Below are 15,129 nucleotides of genomic sequence, written 5' to 3' on the forward strand. Positions count from 1 at the left end.
CGACGAGCCTGCGCCCGATCCACGGCGCGGACGACGGCGAACCGTCGGTGACGGCCCTCCACGACGGGTCGCCGTTCGCGGTCCCGATGCTGGACCTGACCGCGAACGGCGTGACTTCACTCCCGGACCGGGCACGCGGCGGTGGAGCCGCGCACGACGAGTTCCGGCTGGAACAGGTACTCCTCCGTGGGAGGTGCGGCGCCGGCGATCTCGTCCAGCAACGTGCGCACCGCCGCGGTGACCATCGCGGTCACCTGCTGCTGGATGGTGGTCAGCGGTGGATCGGTGAACGCGATGAGCGGCGAGTCGTCGTAGCCGACCACGGAGAAGTCCCTCGGCACCTCCAGCCCGCGCCTGCGGGCCACGCGGATCGCGCCGAGAGCCATCAGGTCGCTGCCGCACACCACCGCCGTGCAGTCCCGCTCCAGCAGCGCCCAGGCCGCGGAGTGCCCGCCCTCGACGGAGAACAGGGTGTGCACGATGAGCTCGTCGACCTCGTCGGCACCGACCACGGGGGCCATGAGTTCGCGGAACTTCTCGGTCTTGCGCTGGACGGGGACGAACCGCTTCGGCCCCACGGCGAGCCCGATGCGTTCGTGGCCCAGTTCGCGCAGGTGAGTCAGCGCCAGTTCCACCGCCGCACCGTCGTCGTCGGAGAAGAACGGTGCCTTCACGTCAGGTGCGTACCCGTTGACGAACACGGCGGGAACCCCGCCCTCGATGAGCCGGCGGTACCGGTCGTGGTCGGCGGTGGTGTCGGCGTGCAGGCCCGACACGAACACGATGCCGGACACGCCCCGCGCGGTGAGCGTTTCGATGAACTCGTCCTCGGTGGCACCGCCGGGCGCCTGCGTGCACAGCACCGACCGGTAGCCGCGCATCACCAGCGTCCGGTCGATCACCTGGGCGAACGCCGGGAAGATCGGGTTGTCCAGCTCGGGGATGATCAACCCGATGAGGCCCGCGCTGCGCTGCCGCGCCCGGGCGGGGCGTTCGTAACCGAGCCGGTCCATGGCCGCCAGCACGGCCTGCCGGGTGGCCGCGGCGACACCCGGCTTGCCGTTGAGCACGCGACTCACCGTCGCCTCGCTGACGTTCGCCAGCTCGGCGATGTCGGCGAGGCGAATACCGTCGAGTGAGCCCTTAACCATCCACGTCTCCGCTCCACCACACGGCACTCTCCGGCGGCAGCGTCACCGTGTCGCCGGCGATGTCGAGTTCCGAGGCCGGGCAACTCGCCAGCCGCACCGTCCCCGGACGGTCGACCGTCACCGGTGACGACGAGAAGTTCACCGTGCACGTGAAAGCCGATCCCCGCCGGAAGACGAGCACGTCGTCGGGCGAGGCGCCCCACGCGAGGCCCTCCGCCGGAAGATCACGGCGCTGCCGCAGAGCCTCACGGTACAGCGACAGCGTGGAGTCCGGGTCGTCGCGCTGGGCTTCGACGGTGAACTCCGCCCAGTGCCGGGGCTGTGGCAGCCACGACGAGCCGCCGAACCCGAACGGCGGTTCCGTGCCCGACCACGGCAGCGGCACCCGGCAGCCGTCACGCCCCCGGTCGGTGTGCCCGGAACGCTCCCAGACCGGGTCGGCGAGCACCTCGTCCGGCAGGTCGGTGACCTCCTCCAAGCCCAGTTCCTCGCCCTGGTACACGTACACCGAACCCGGCAACGCCATGGTGAGCAGGGCGGCGGCCCTGGCCCGGCGCAGCCCCCGCTCCCCGCCGCCGTAGCGGGTGACGTGCCGCTGGACGTCGTGGTTGGACAGCACCCATGTCGAAGGGGCGTTCACGCCGGCCACGGCCGCCAGTGACTCGTCGACGACCCGGCGGAACGCCGCTGCCGACCAGTCCGCCTCGACGTAGTGGAAGTTGAACGCCTGGTGCAGCTCGTCCGGCCGCAGGTAGCGGGCCAGCCGTTCGGCACTCGGCACCCACGCCTCCGCGACGCCGATGCGCTCGCCGGGGTAGGAGTCGAGGATCTTCCGCCACTCGCGGTAGATCTCGTGCACGCCGTCCTGGTCGAAGTACGGCAACGGTCGCGAGGTGAGCAGCGACGCCTGGTCGGTGCACGCGGCGTCGGGCAACCCGTCCGCCTTCACCATGCCGTGGGCGACGTCGATGCGGAAGCCGTCGACACCGCGGTCGAGCCAGAACCGCAGGATGCTCTCGAACTCCGCGCGCACCTCGGGGTTCTGCCAGTTCAGGTCGGGCTGGCCCGGGTCGAACAGGTGCAGGTACCACTGGCCGTCGGCCACCTGCGTCCACGCGGGACCACCGAAGATCGACTCCCAGTCGTTGGGCGGGCCGCCGTCCCGGCCGTCGCGGAAGAGGTACCGGTCGCGGGCGGGCGAGCCGGGGCCCGCCGCCAACGCCTCGACGAACCACGGGTGTTGCGACGACGTGTGGTTGGGCACCACGTCGACGATGACCTTCAACCCACGGTCGTGTGCCTCGGTGACCAGGGCCTCGGCGTCGGAGAGCTCACCGAAGACCGGGTCGACGGCGCGGTAGTCGGCCACGTCGTAGCCGCCGTCGGCCATGGGGGAGGTGTAGAACGGGGTCAGCCACACGGCGTCCACACCGAGGTCGGCCAGGTGGTCGAGCCTCGACCGCACGCCCGGCAGGTCCCCGACGCCGTCGCCGTTGCCGTCGGCGAAGCTGCGCACGTACACCTGGTAGATCGCCGCGGTGCGCCACCACTCGTTGCTCATGGTTTCCTTTCAGCTCTTGACGCCGCCCGCCGTGAGCCCGGCGACGAGATGACGTTGGACGAGGAAGAACACGATCGCCGACGGCACCATGACCACGACGGAGCTCGCCGTGAGCAGCCCCCACTCGGCCTTGAAGTCGCTGACGAACGTCGCCATACCCACCGGGAGCGTGTAGTGCTCCTCGCTCTGCATGAACACACCCGCGAAGGCCACCTCGCCCCACGCGGTGATGAAGGAGTAGAAGACCGTCACCGCGATGCCCGGCTTCGCCAGGGGCACGACGAGACGCCAGAACGTGCCGAACGGGCTGAGCCCGTCGACGCGCCCCGCCTCGTCGATCGACACCGGAATCGTGTCGAAGTAGCCCTTGAGCATCCACGCGCAGTACGGCACCGCCACGGTGGAGGACGCGAGCACCAGACCGCCGTAGGAGTCGAGCAGACCCAGTTCCGACAGCACGTTGTACAGCGGCACGATCAGCACGGCCGCCGGGAACATCTGGGTGATGAGGAACGACCACATCAGCGGCCGCTTGCCCGGAAACCGCATGCGGGAGGCCGCGTAACCCGCCGTGGCCGCGATCAGCACCGCGAACACGGTGGTGGCCGTCGCCACGATCAGCGAGTTCAGGAACCACGTCGTGAACTGCGTTTCGCCGAACACCTGGGAGTAGTTGTCGAGGCCGAGCGTGCCGAGCTCGTCGGGCCGGGTCCAGGTGCCGCGGTCGGTCTTGAGCGACGTCAGGGCCACCCACGCCACCGGAAACACCGCGACGACACTCGCGAGCACCAGAGTGGTGTGCAGCGCCGTGGACGACAGCACGCTGCGCTGGTCCCTGCGGCGCACCTTCTCGGTCATGACAGCACCTCACTCGACTGCCGGTCGAGCCAGCGGCGGTAGAAGAACGCGAACACCACGAGCATGGACGCGATGAGCGCACCGTAGGTGGCCGCGCCCGCGTAGTCCCGGATTCCCTGGAACGCCCGCTCGTAGGCCTCGGTGACGAGGATGTTCGTCGCTCCGCCCGGACCGCCTCCCGTGAGCAGGGCGATGACGGCGAACTGGTTGAACGTCCAGATGGTGCCGAGCAGGATCACCGTCCCGGACACGGGCCGCAGGCCCGGCAGGGTGACGGCACGGAACCGTTGCCACGGTGTCGCACCGTCCATTTCGGCCGCCTCGTACAGCTCCCTGGGTACCGTCTGCAGTCCGCCCAGCAGCGCCACCATCATGAACGGCACCCCCAGCCAGACGTTCACGAGGATCACCGCGATCTTGGCGGCCGTCGGGTCACCCAGCCAGTCGACGCTGTCGATCCCGACGGCACCCAGCAGTGCGTTGAGCACGCCGCCTTCGGTGTTCAGCATGAGGCGCCACGCGAACGCGGCCACGAACGGTGGCACCGCCCAGGGCAGGATCAGCAGCATCCGGTAGACCGAGCGACCCTTCAAGGCCCGGTTGAGCAACAGCGCCAGCCCGAGCCCGAGTGAGTAGTGCAGGACGACGCACGTGACCGTCCACACCAGAGTCCACACGAGCCGCGAGTAGAACGCGCCCTCGACACCGGACAACACGTCGACGTAGTTGGCCAGGCCGACGAACTCGTAGGTCGCCTCGATCTCGTTGACGCCGATCGTGCGCGCGCTGTTCATCTCGTTGGCGTTGGTCAGGGAGAGGTACACGCCCTGGGCCAGCGGGTAGAACACGAGCACGGCGAGCACCAGCACGACCGGGGCCACCATCGCCCACGCGTACCAGTGCCTGCTCATCCTGTCGCGCAGGCGCCCGCGGGGCGGCACCGCTTCGGGTGCCGCCCCGGCAGGGGGACGAACGGCCGTCGTCGTCATGACTCGAAGCCCGGCACCGTGCGCTGCGCCTGCGCCAGTCCTTCCTCGACGGGCGCCTGACCGCCGAGGATCTGCTCGTAGAACGGGGTGAACAGGTCGTAGAGCGTGCCCGCGCCCGGCGCGGCAGGCCGGGGCTTGGCCAGCTCGATCGGCTCCTGGAACGCGGCGAGGATCTCGTTGTCCGTGACCTCGGGGGTCTCGTACACCGACGTGCGCGTGGGCAGGGTGTTGTTCTCGGCCGCCACGTAGGCCTGGTTCTCCGGCCGGTTCATGAACTCCACGAACAGGTAGGAGGCGGCGAGATCCGGTGAGCCCGCGTAGACGGTGTAGTTGTGGCCGCCCACCGGGCCGCCCTGGCCCTTCGGGCCCGCGGGGACGGGCGCGACGCCGAGGTTGCCGGGGTCTTCGAACGCCTCTCCGGACAGGGCGTCGGACACCGACCAGGGGCCGTTGATGATCATGCTGACGGACCCCTTCTTGAACCCGTCCTGCATGTTCGTGTACTTGTTCGCGCTCGTGTCGGTGGTGCCGACCCCGTCGGCGGTCAGTTCGCGCACGGTCTCGATCGCGGCCTTCACCTCGGGGCTGTCGATCGTGATGCGCTTGCCCTCGACGTCGACGTAGTCGGCTCCCTCGCCGTAGACGAAGGGCAGCAGGTAGTAGGAGTCGGCGTTGAGGAAGATGCCCGTGGTGCCCGGCACCTTCTCCTCGATCTTCTCGGCCGCCTCGCGCAGTTCCTCCCACGTGGCGGGCGGCTCGGCGATGCCGGCCTCGGCGAAGTGCTCCTTGTTGTAGAGCAGGGCGAGGGTGTCGGTGACCTGTGGGACACCGTAGGTCTTCCCCTCGTAGACGTTGCTCTCCATGGGCACCGGCAGGTAGTCGTCCGAGCCCTTGAGCGCGGGCGTGCCGTCGAGCGGCTGGAGGTAGCCGAGCGCGGCGAACGTCGCCGTCCAACCGACGTCGGAACGCATGACGTCCGGTGCGCCCTCACCGTTCTGCGCCGCGGTCTTGAACTTGTCGTCCGAACCGTCGAAGGGGACGTTGACGTACTCGACCTTGATCTTCGGATACTCCTGCTCGAACCGCTTGGCCAGTTCCTTGTAGGCCGGCGACTCGGTGGTGGCGTCCGAGGTGTCCCAGAAGGTGACGGTGCCCGTCACGGCCTGGGGATCGTTGTTCGCCTGCTCCGCCGCGTTGCTCTGGTCGGTGGCGGACTCGCCGCACGCGGTCACCGCAAGGGCGGTGGCCGCGGCGAGCGCCAGGACTTTTCTGCGTGTCATGGCTCTCCTCGCTGAGACCGGGTGCGCAAGACGGTAGCCCCGGTCCCCCGAGGATGCAAGAATCTTTCTGTAACTTTCAGTGATCTTGATGCAAGAGGTTGTGATCGGCGTACCAGTCGGTGACCACGTCGGCGAGTTCGGCCTCCGAGCGGTTCGTCACGTCGAGTTCGAGCACCGGCAGCGCGCTGCGCTCCGCCGCTTTCCGCAACGCGTCCTGCTCACGGACGAAGACGTCCAGGTCGTCGTACTGGCTCGGGTTGGCCGAGACCCGCAGCCGCTCCTCGCGCGCCGCCGCGAAACTCTCTGGTGTCCGCGTGCACAACACGACGGCGAACCCGAGAGGCAGCAGTCGGCGTTCGATCTGCTCGATGTCGAAGGCGCGCTCCTGCCGTTCCTGGTGGACCGCCGTGGAGAGGTGGAAACGATCGACGACCCAGGTGTAGTAGCGGTGCAACTCGAACAACCGGAGCCACGTCCGGTACGCCTCCAACGCCTTTTCCTCGTGTTCCGGCGGGAAGGTGATGAGGCTGGGACCCCAGGCCTCGTTCGTCAGGCCACTCCACTGGAGCCGACACCAGCGGCAGGTGGTAGCGGTACCGGCGAGCACCGACGAAACGGGGATGATCTCGCAGGGTGAAGGCCAGTTCCGTCTTCTTCGTCAGCCGGGTTCCTTCGAGGATCACCTTGGGACACAACGGTCTTGAGTTCCGCATGGTGACATCCAATACCGTCGGCGTGGCCGGTGTCAGGCGAACTTCTGTTCGGCTGCGCCGAGCCGGTGGTTGTGCTTGTACGGCGCCCCGTGTTGCACAGTCACGGAACCGAGGTCCTCGCCGCTGAGGCATCGAGCGCGGCGGGTACACCGACAGGAACGATCCCGGCGAGGTGAGTCGTTTCCGCGCTCTCACGGCGGCGCTGTCCGGCACCGTCGGGCTGGCCCGCCGCCGGTGCAGCCGCCGCCACGATCGGTGGTCCGGGAGCCGCTTTCTGGGCGATCCTTTGTGGATTCCTCGACATGGCCACGAAGTACACGCCGACGGAACGGTTTCCGGCGGCCCGATGCACTACCTCCGACGGGAACTGGTGGACCGCTTCGGGCGCAGGGGATCCGTACCCGGCGAGGTCCTGGCCTCCCCGGGTGCTCCGCTGATCCTGCTCCTCGGCAGCGCGGGCGGTCTGAGGCGGACCTCGTGGCATCGGCGATCATGGGCGGCATCAGGTCCATCTCCACGGTCGCCTCCCGTCTCGTGTCGTTGGTGGCCGCCGTCTACGTCGCCGGGTGCCTGACGGTCATCCTCGTCAACATCACTCACGTGCCCGCGGCCATCGGCGAGGTCCTCTCCGGTGCGTTCGCGCCCGAGGGAGTCGCGGGCGATGTCCTCGGTGCGCTCATCGTCGGGTTCCAGCGGGCGCTGTTCTCCAGCGAGGCGGGCATCGGCTCGGCGGTGATCACCACTCGGCCGTGAAAACGCGTCACCCCGTCACCGAGGGGCTCGTCGCGTTGCTGGAACCGTTCGTCGACACCGTCGTGGTCCGCACGATGACGGCGTTGACGATCGTGATCGCGAGTACGCCGAGCTGGGAACAGGCGCGCGCCGCGGTGTCCATCGGCGCGGACGCGCCCGAAGGTGTCACCCTGACGTCCGATGCGTTCGCCACGGTGCTGCCGTGGTTCCCGGTGGTGCTGTCGGTCGTGGTGACGCTCTTCGCCTTCTCCACCGTGCTGAGCTGGGCATACTACGGCCAGCAGGCGTGGCAGCACCTGTTCGGGCGCGGACGCGTGGCGGGACTGGTCTACAAGTTCGTGGTGTGCGGCTTCGTCCTGCTCGCTCCGGTGGTGAAGCGGGAACTCGCCGACTTCACCGCGAAGGTCGCCGCGGGTCATCTCCGCCGCGGCGGGCGTCCGGAAGCCGAACTGCGCGACCGGCGGGGTCGCGGGGAACCAACTCCGGCCGGACTCTTGTCCACACGCGAAGCAATGTGACATTGTATTGCGCACCGGCGGGGCCGACCGGCCCTCGGGCAGCGCCGATCCCGGTCGATCTGGTGCGCCGGGCTGTCTGTCGCCGCACGTCGGTCGTTGTCACATCCGCGTGCAAAGGAGCTCCGATGGACACGCTCGTCGCGATCAGCGACAGCATCTGGAATCCCATGGCGTACTTCGCGCTGGCCGTGGGCCTGTTCTTCACCGTGCTGACCGTCGGGGTGCAGTTCCGGCGCCTTCCCGACATGCTCAGGGAGATCACCGCCGGAAAGACGTCGGAGGAGGGCATCTCCCCGCTGCAGGCGCTGCTGCTGACCCTGTCGAGTCGCGTGGGGGTGGGCAACATCGCGGGTGTCGCCACGGCCATCGCGGCAGGCGGTCCCGGCGCGCTCGTGTGGATGGCCCTGTGTGCCCTGCTGGGCTCGGCCGCCGCCTTCGCCGAGACCGTGCTCGCGCAGGTCTACAAACGCAGGGTCGCCGGGGAGCATCGCGGCGGCATTCCGTTCTACGTGGAGCACGGACTCAAGCTGAAGTGGCTCGCCGTGGTGTTGGCGCTCGTGACCTTCGTGGGCTACGGGTTCGTGTTCCCCGGTGTGCAGTCGAACAACATCGCCGCGAGTGTCGAAGGCGCCTTCGGGGTCCCGGGCTGGGTCACCGCGATCGTGGTCACGGGCCTGTTCGCGTTCGTCGTCCTGGGTGGAACCCGGCGCATCGTCGGCGCGGCGCAGGTCATGGTCCCGATCATGGCGGTGGGTTACCTGCTCGCCACCTTCGTCATCCTCCTGCTGAACCTCGACAGCGTCGTCCCGACGCTCGGCCTCATCGTCGGCAGCGCGTTCGGCGCTCACCAGGTGTTCGGCGGGATCGTGGGCGCCGCCGTCGCGTGGGGGGTGAGGCGAGCGGTCTTCTCGAACGTGGCCGGTGTCGGGGAGGGCACTTTCGGGGCCGCGGCCTCAGCGGTGTCGCACCCGGTGAAGCAGGGTCTGGTCCAGGCGTTCTCGATCTTCGTCGACACGCTGCTCGTTTGCACGGCCACCGGGGTGATGATCGTGGTGACGGGTTCCTACAACGTCGTCGGAGGCGACGGCGCGGAGCTCATGACCAACGTGCCGGGCCTCGCCGCCGGACCGGAGTACACCCAGCACGCCGTCGACACCGTGGCGCCCGGCTTCGGACCCGGTTTCGTGGCTGTCGCGCTGTTCTTCTTCGCTTTCACCACGCTGATCGCGTTCTACTACATCGCCTCCACCAACCTGCTGTACCTGCTGGGCGGCAGGGCCGTGGGGTGGGCGTCGCAGGGTCTGAAGATCGGCATGCTGGCCATCACGTTCTACGGCGCGGTGGAGTCGGCCGACGTGATCTGGACGATCGGAGACATCGGTTACGGCTCTCTCGGCTGGCTGAACATGGTCTGCCTGCTGTTGTTGTCGCCGGTGGTGCGCAAGGTGGCGCGGGACTACGACGCGCAGCGCGGGCAGGGGCTCGATCCGCGGTTCGATCCGGTGTCGCTCGGCATCACGGGTGCCGACTTCTGGGCGGAGGAGGCTCAGCCGGAGCGGGCGACGGATACGGCGCCGCCGGGGCGGTCGGCCACCGGTCCGGAGGAGCTGGCGCAGTAAAATGTCACATGGTACTTTGTTTGCGGACCCGGTCCCGGGTCGTGACAGGTGGGAAGGATCGTTCATGTCCGAAGCTCGCAAGCCCTGGCATGGTGTTCTGGTGGCGACGGCGCTGCCCTTCACCGACGATCTGAGTGTCGACTACGACGCGTTCGCCGAGCACGTCCGCTTCCTCGCCGACAACGGCTGCGACGGCGTGGCGGTGAACGGCTCGCTGGGTGAGTACCAGACGCTCGGGGAGGCGGAGCGCGCGAAGGTCGTGGAGACCGCCGTGCAGGCCGCGCCCGAGGGGTTCACCGTCATGGCCGGAGTCGGCGCCTACGGTGGTCTCCAGGTCGCGCACTGGGCCGAGCAGGCCGCCGAGGCGGGAGCGAAGGCGCTGATGCTGCTGCCGCCCAACGCCTACCGCGCGAACACCGACGAGGTCGTCGACCATTTCCGCCATGCGAACAAGGTGGGCCTGCCGGTCGTCGGCTACAACAACCCCATCGACACCAAGGTCGACCTCACGCCCGCGTTGATCGCGCGCCTCGGCGAGGAGGGACTGCTCGTCGGTGTCAAGGAGTTCACCGGTGACGTCCGCCGTTGCTACGAGATCCGCGAACTGGCCCCCGAGGTGGACATCCTCATCGGCACCGACGACACGCTGCTGGAGACGGCGATGGCCGGTGCCGTGGGTTGGGTGGCGGGCTACCCCAACGCCATCCCGAGGTCCACTGTGGAGTTGTACCGTCTGGCGACCTCGGGTGACGTGGCCGACCTGCCGAAGGCCATGGAGCTCTACCGCGACCTGCACTCGTTGCTGCGCTGGGACAGCAAGACGGAGTTCGTGCAGTGCATCAAGCTGTCGATGGACGTCGCCGGGCTCCGCGGTGGTGCGTGCCGTCCCCCGCGCGGCCCGTTGGCACCGGAGATCCACGAGCGCGTGGTCCGCGACACCGAGGCCGCGCTCGCCAAGGGCTACCGCTGAGAACGGGGACGCCACGATGAGGAGCAAGCGCATCTTCCACGTCGTCGACTCCCACACGGAGGGGATGCCGACGCGTGTGGTCACCGGGGGAGTGCCTCCCATCCCCGGTGACACGATGGCCGAGCGCAGGCTGTGGTTCCGTGAGAACAGCGACCACGTCCGCACCCTGCTGATGTACGAGCCGCGCGGGCACAGTGCGATGAGCGGGGCGATCCTGCAACCGCCGACCCGGCCGGACGCGGATTTCGGCGTGTTGTTCATCGAGGTCTCCGGCCTGCTGCCGATGTGTGGGCACGGCACCATGGGAGTGGCCACGGTGCTCGTGGAGACGGGCATGGTGGAGGTCGTCGAGCCGGTCACCACGGTGCGCCTCGACACGCCCGCCGGGCTCGTGCACGCGGAGGTGGCGGTGCGCGACGGCCACGCGGAGTCGGTCACGATCCGCAACGTGGCGTCCTTCGTGGACCGGCTGGATGCGACGGTGGACGTCGCGAGCGTCGGCAGTGTGCGCTACGACCTCGCGTTCGGCGGCAACTTCTACGCCGTCGTGGAGGTCTCGGAGCTGGGCCTGGAGTTCAGCCGGGACAACAAGGACGCCCTGCTGCGCGCCGGGTTGGCGATCATGGAGGCGATCAACGCCACCGACGAGCCGGTGCACCCGGAGCGGCAGGACATCCGGGGCTGCCACCACGTCTACCTCGCGGCTCCGGGATCCACCGCGGCGGTGTCACGGCACGCGATGGCCATCGCGCCCGGCTGGTTCGACCGTTCGCCGTGCGGAACGGGCACGAGCGCCCGGATGGCGCAGCTGCACGGACGCGGGGAACTGGCGCTGGGAACCGACTTCGTGAACGAGTCGTTCATCGGAACCCGGTTCGTGGGCCGGCTGGTCGAGGAGACGACGGTCGGCGGCAGGCCCGCGGTCGTCCCCACGGTGACGGGACGTGCGTGGCTGACCGGTACCGCACAGTACTTCCTCGACCCGGACGACCCGTTCCCGGCGGGGTTCCTGCTGTGAGGTCACCCGGCCGCGTTCGTCGGCGGACCCGTCGCACCCACCCGTTCGTGGAGGTGCGACGGGCCAGGATGATGCTGGTGTCCATCCGCTCTCGAGGAGACACATGAGCACCACACCGAACCTGCCCCCGTTGAACCGCCACGCGAGCCTCCGGGAGACGGTGATCGAGCAGCTTCGCGCGGCGATCATCTCCGGTGAGATGGAGGAGGGCGAGGTGTACTCGGCGCCCGCCCTGGGCAAGGCGTTCGGGGTGTCGCCGACACCGGTCCGCGAGGCCATGGTGGAACTCGCGCAGGACGGTCTCGTGGAGACCGTCAAGAACAAGGGCTTCCGGATTCGCGGCGTCAGCGACAAGGAACTGGACGACCTCACGGAGGTCCGGTTGCTGTTGGAGCCGCCCGCCGTGGCCGACGTCGTCGGGCGGGTGCCGGAGGGCGGCTTCGTGGAGCTGCGCGAGCTGGCGCAGCGGATCGTCGACGCGGCGAGGGACAAGGACCTCGCGCGGTACCTGGTGACCGACCGCGAGTTCCACGCCCGGTTGCTGAGCCACACCGGCAACGACCAGCTGGTGGCGCTCGCCACGAGCCTGCGCATGCGCACGCGGATGTACGGCCTGAAGTCCCTCATGCGGCAGGGCCTGCTCGACGGCTCGGCCCGCGAGCACCACGAGTTGCTCGACCACATGGAGGCGGGCGACGCGAAGGCGACGTTCGAGCTCATGCGGCGGCACATCGGGCACGCACGAGGGTTGTGGGCCACCGGATACGACTCGGCCGAGACCGACGAAGGATAGGAAGCGAAGTGCGCGGATGAACGCACCCACGAGCACGGCCGCGGACGTCGTGGTGATCGGCGCGGGCGTCGTCGGCTCGGCGGTGGCCTTCTTCGCGGCCCGGCAGGGGCTGTCGGTGACGGTCGTCGACCGGGCGGGGCCCGCCTCGGGAACCTCGTCGTCGGGCGAGGGCAACGTTCTCATCTCCGACAAGGAGCTCGGCCCGGAACTGGAACTGGCCCGGTACTCCCTCGGTGTGTGGCGCGACGACCTCGCGGAGTTCGCGCACCTGTGGGAGTTCGAGCCGAAGGGCGGCGTGATCGTGGCGTCGCGGGAGTCGAGCCTCGCCTCGCTGGAGCGGTTGGTGGCCTCCCAGCGGGAACACGGCATCACCGTGGAGCGGCTCGACGGTGATGCGCTGCGGGAGGCGGAGCCCGAGGTGACGCCGCACGCGCTGGGCGCCGCGTACTACCCGGACGACTGCCAGGTGCAGCCCATGCTCGTCGCCGCCCACCTCGTGCGGCTGGCGCGTGAGCACGGCGCCCGGCTGGTCACGAAGGCCACGGTGACGGGGCTGGTGCGGCGTGACGGCCGCGTGTGCGGGGTGCGCACCACCGCGGGCGATCTCGGCTGCGGTGCGGTGGTGAACGCGGCGGGTCCGTGGGCGGCCGAGATCGCCGCACTGGCCGGGGTACGGGTGCCCGTGGAACCGCGACGGGGGTTCGTGCTGGTCACCGAGCCGTTGCCACCGACCGTGCGGCACAAGGTGTACGCCGCCGAGTACGTCGACAACGTCGGCAGCTCCGACGCGGGCCTGCAGGCCTCCGCGGTGGTGGAGGGAACACCGGGCGGCACCGTTCTCATCGGCTCGACCCGGGAACGGGTCGGGTTCGACCGCACTCCCAGCGCCGATGCCCTGCGGACGCTGGCGCGCAACGCCGTGGCGCTGTTCCCGTTCCTGGCCGAGGTGCGGGCGCTGCGTCACTACCACGGCTTCCGGCCCTACTCGCCCGACCACCTGCCGGTCATCGGCCCCGACCCTCGCGCGCCGGGTCTGTGGCACGCGTGCGGGCACGAGGGCGCGGGCGTCGGACTGTCCGTCGGCACCGGCAAACTCCTCGCGCAGGCACTGACGGGCAAACCGACTGAGCTGGACCTGGAGCCTTTCGCGCCACAGCGCTTCGGTGCGACAGAGGGCTTCGGCACGACGGAGGACGGTGACGCATGAGCGAGCGCGACCTCGAACTGACCGTGGACGGCAGGCCGCTTCGCGCGCAGGCCGGGCAGACGCTCGGCGCGGCGCTGGTGATGAACGGGATCACGGCCTGGCGCAGCACGCGGGTCGGTGGACGGCCACGCGGGCTGTTCTGCGGCATCGGTGTCTGCTTCGACTGCCTGGTGACCGTGGACGGGGAGCCGGGCCAGCGAGCGTGTTGCGTGCAGGTGGCCGACGGGATGCGGGTCTCCACGGCGGTGGACTCGTGAGCGCGGCGAGCACGACACGCAGCGAGGTCGTCGTGGTCGGCGCCGGTCCGGCGGGACTCGCCGCGGCCGTCGCCGCCGTCGAGCGCGGCCGGAAGGTCGTCGTGGTGGACGCGGGCGAACAGCCCGGCGGACAGTTCTGGCGGCACCCGAACGAGGTGGCGCGTCCCGGCTACGACGGGCGGGGCCAGCACGCGTGGCCGGTGTACACGCGACTGCGGAGCCGTTTCGACGCCGCGGTCGCGCGGGAAGCGGTGACCTACCGGCCCGGCAGGCAGGTGTGGATGGTCTCGCGGAAAGGCACCGGATTCGAGGTGCGGACGACACCGACGACGGCGGCACACGGACGCGGCACCGACGTGCTGGAGTGCGACCGGCTGGTGTTGTGCACCGGCGCCTACGACCGGCAGCTCCCGGTACCGGGCTGGGACCTCCCCGGCGTCATGTCGGCGGGGGGAGTGCAGGCCTTCGTCAAGGCGAACGGCGTCTCACCGGGTCGCCGGGTCGTCGTGGCGGGCACGGGACCGTTCCTGCTTCCGGTGGCCGCCTCGGTCGCGCGGGCGGGAGCGACGGTGGCCGCCGTCTGCGAGTCGGCGTCGCTCACCGGGTGGCTTCCCCACCTGCGAAGCGCCGTGCGTTCACCGGCGAAACTGGGCGAGGCCGCCGAGTACGCGGCGACGTTCGCCCGGCACCGCATCCGGTGGCGCACGCGCACCGTCGTCACCGAGGTGCTGGGGAGTGAGCGCGTGACCGGCGTCCGGCTTTCTCGCGTGGACGCGGCGGGGCGGGTCCTGCCCGGCCGCGACACCGTCCTGACGGACGTCGACGTCGTGGGTTTCGGCTGGGGCTTCACCCCGCAACTGGAACTGGCGACGGCGCTGGGCGCGCGCACGCGCGTCGACGTGGACGGCAGCCTCGTGGGCGTGGTCGACGACCGGCAGGCCACCGACGTGCCCGGACTGTTCCTGGCCGGTGAACTCACCGGGGTGGGCGGCGCGCTGCTCGCCGTGGCCGAGGGCACCGTCGCGGGCGCCTCCGCGGCCGGAGCGCCGAGCCCGGACGCCGCGCTCGTACGCGACATCCGACGACACCGCGACTTCGCCGCCGCCATGCACACCGCACATCCCGTGCCCGCCGGATGGGAGTCGTGGCTGACGCCGGACACACTCGTCTGCCGGTGCGAGGAGGTGCCGTACGAGCGGGTGCGGCAGGCCAGGACCGAGCTCGGCGCTGACGACGCGCGCGGGCTCAAGTCGTTCACCCGCACCGGGATGGGTTGGTGTCAGGGCCGCATCTGCGGATTCGCGGCCGGATGCCTCTCCACATCGGACACCGGGCAGAGCGCGGGACACGCCACCTCGGGCGCGGTGAAGCGCCCTCTCGCGGCGCCCGTGCGGATCGGTGATCTCGCCGAGCTGCCCACCACAGACCGAGAAGGGACCTGA

At 69.8% G+C, this 15,129-nt stretch carries 13 protein-coding genes and 1 pseudogene; 8 read left to right on the forward strand and 6 right to left on the reverse strand.

From position 1 onward, the window contains the following. Nucleotides 1-116 precede the first annotated feature (116 nt). The 6 genes from SACCYDRAFT_RS06755 to SACCYDRAFT_RS26775 all read right to left on the reverse strand — a co-directional run bounded on the left by SACCYDRAFT_RS06755 (nt 117) and on the right by SACCYDRAFT_RS26775 (nt 6,329). The gene (locus SACCYDRAFT_RS06755) at nt 117-1,151 is read right to left on the reverse strand and encodes a LacI family DNA-binding transcriptional regulator (protein WP_005454758.1); all 1,035 of its coding nucleotides are present in this window, start codon (nt 1,149-1,151) and stop codon (nt 117-119) included. Continuing rightward, nucleotides 1,144-2,712: a glycoside hydrolase family 13 protein gene (locus tag SACCYDRAFT_RS06760; RefSeq protein ID WP_005454760.1), complete on the reverse strand. Its 1,569-nt coding sequence runs from the start codon at nt 2,710-2,712 to the stop codon at nt 1,144-1,146. Before SACCYDRAFT_RS06760 ends, SACCYDRAFT_RS06755 begins: the two co-directional genes overlap by 8 nt. Before the next feature lie 9 nt (nt 2,713-2,721). Then, the gene (locus SACCYDRAFT_RS06765) at nt 2,722-3,570 is read right to left on the reverse strand and encodes a sugar ABC transporter permease (protein WP_005454761.1); all 849 of its coding nucleotides are present in this window, start codon (nt 3,568-3,570) and stop codon (nt 2,722-2,724) included. Further along, nucleotides 3,567-4,559, reverse strand: a complete 993-nt coding sequence (locus SACCYDRAFT_RS06770; protein ID WP_005454762.1) for a carbohydrate ABC transporter permease — start codon at nt 4,557-4,559, stop codon at nt 3,567-3,569. The genes SACCYDRAFT_RS06765 and SACCYDRAFT_RS06770 overlap by 4 nt, the downstream gene beginning before the upstream one ends. After that, complete coding sequence (locus SACCYDRAFT_RS06775) at nt 4,556-5,839, reverse strand: extracellular solute-binding protein (protein WP_005454763.1); 1,284 nt, start codon at nt 5,837-5,839, stop codon at nt 4,556-4,558. Before SACCYDRAFT_RS06775 ends, SACCYDRAFT_RS06770 begins: the two co-directional genes overlap by 4 nt. A 76-nt stretch (nt 5,840-5,915) precedes the next feature. Next, complete coding sequence (locus SACCYDRAFT_RS26775; protein ID WP_232283786.1) at nt 5,916-6,329, reverse strand: hypothetical protein; 414 nt, start codon at nt 6,327-6,329, stop codon at nt 5,916-5,918. 715 nt (nt 6,330-7,044) lie between these two features. On the opposite strand from SACCYDRAFT_RS26775, the pseudogene SACCYDRAFT_RS25715 reads away from it, so the two are divergent. From SACCYDRAFT_RS25715 to SACCYDRAFT_RS06820, 8 genes and pseudogenes are all read left to right on the forward strand, one after another. Beyond that, nucleotides 7,045-7,823, forward strand: a pseudogene (locus tag SACCYDRAFT_RS25715) (alanine:cation symporter family protein). Between the two features lie 125 nt (nt 7,824-7,948). Further along, nucleotides 7,949-9,442, forward strand: coding sequence for an alanine/glycine:cation symporter family protein (locus SACCYDRAFT_RS06790; RefSeq protein WP_005454765.1), 1,494 nt, complete (start codon nt 7,949-7,951; stop codon nt 9,440-9,442). Nucleotides 9,443-9,506: 64 nt separating this feature from the next. After that, nucleotides 9,507-10,412, forward strand: coding sequence for a dihydrodipicolinate synthase family protein (locus SACCYDRAFT_RS06795; RefSeq protein WP_005454766.1), 906 nt, complete (start codon nt 9,507-9,509; stop codon nt 10,410-10,412). Nucleotides 10,413-10,428: 16 nt separating this feature from the next. Then, nucleotides 10,429-11,430, forward strand: a complete 1,002-nt coding sequence (locus SACCYDRAFT_RS06800) for a proline racemase family protein (protein ID WP_005454768.1) — start codon at nt 10,429-10,431, stop codon at nt 11,428-11,430. 103 nt (nt 11,431-11,533) lie between these two features. Beyond that, complete coding sequence (locus SACCYDRAFT_RS06805; protein ID WP_005454769.1) at nt 11,534-12,223, forward strand: GntR family transcriptional regulator; 690 nt, start codon at nt 11,534-11,536, stop codon at nt 12,221-12,223. A gap of 16 nt (nt 12,224-12,239) precedes the next feature. Then, a complete protein-coding gene (locus SACCYDRAFT_RS06810) occupies nt 12,240-13,430 on the forward strand; it encodes an NAD(P)/FAD-dependent oxidoreductase (RefSeq protein ID WP_005454770.1) in 1,191 nt (396 codons plus the stop codon). Next, the gene (locus SACCYDRAFT_RS06815; RefSeq protein WP_005454771.1) at nt 13,427-13,687 is read left to right on the forward strand and encodes a (2Fe-2S)-binding protein; all 261 of its coding nucleotides are present in this window, start codon (nt 13,427-13,429) and stop codon (nt 13,685-13,687) included. The genes SACCYDRAFT_RS06810 and SACCYDRAFT_RS06815 overlap by 4 nt, the downstream gene beginning before the upstream one ends. Next, on the forward strand, nt 13,684-15,129 hold the full coding sequence (locus SACCYDRAFT_RS06820) for an FAD-dependent oxidoreductase (RefSeq protein WP_043536230.1): 1,446 nt from the start codon (nt 13,684-13,686) through the stop codon (nt 15,127-15,129). Before SACCYDRAFT_RS06815 ends, SACCYDRAFT_RS06820 begins: the two co-directional genes overlap by 4 nt.

Source organism: Saccharomonospora cyanea NA-134, assembly GCF_000244975.1.
In the GTDB taxonomy this organism is placed as follows: domain Bacteria; phylum Actinomycetota; class Actinomycetes; order Mycobacteriales; family Pseudonocardiaceae; genus Saccharomonospora; species Saccharomonospora cyanea.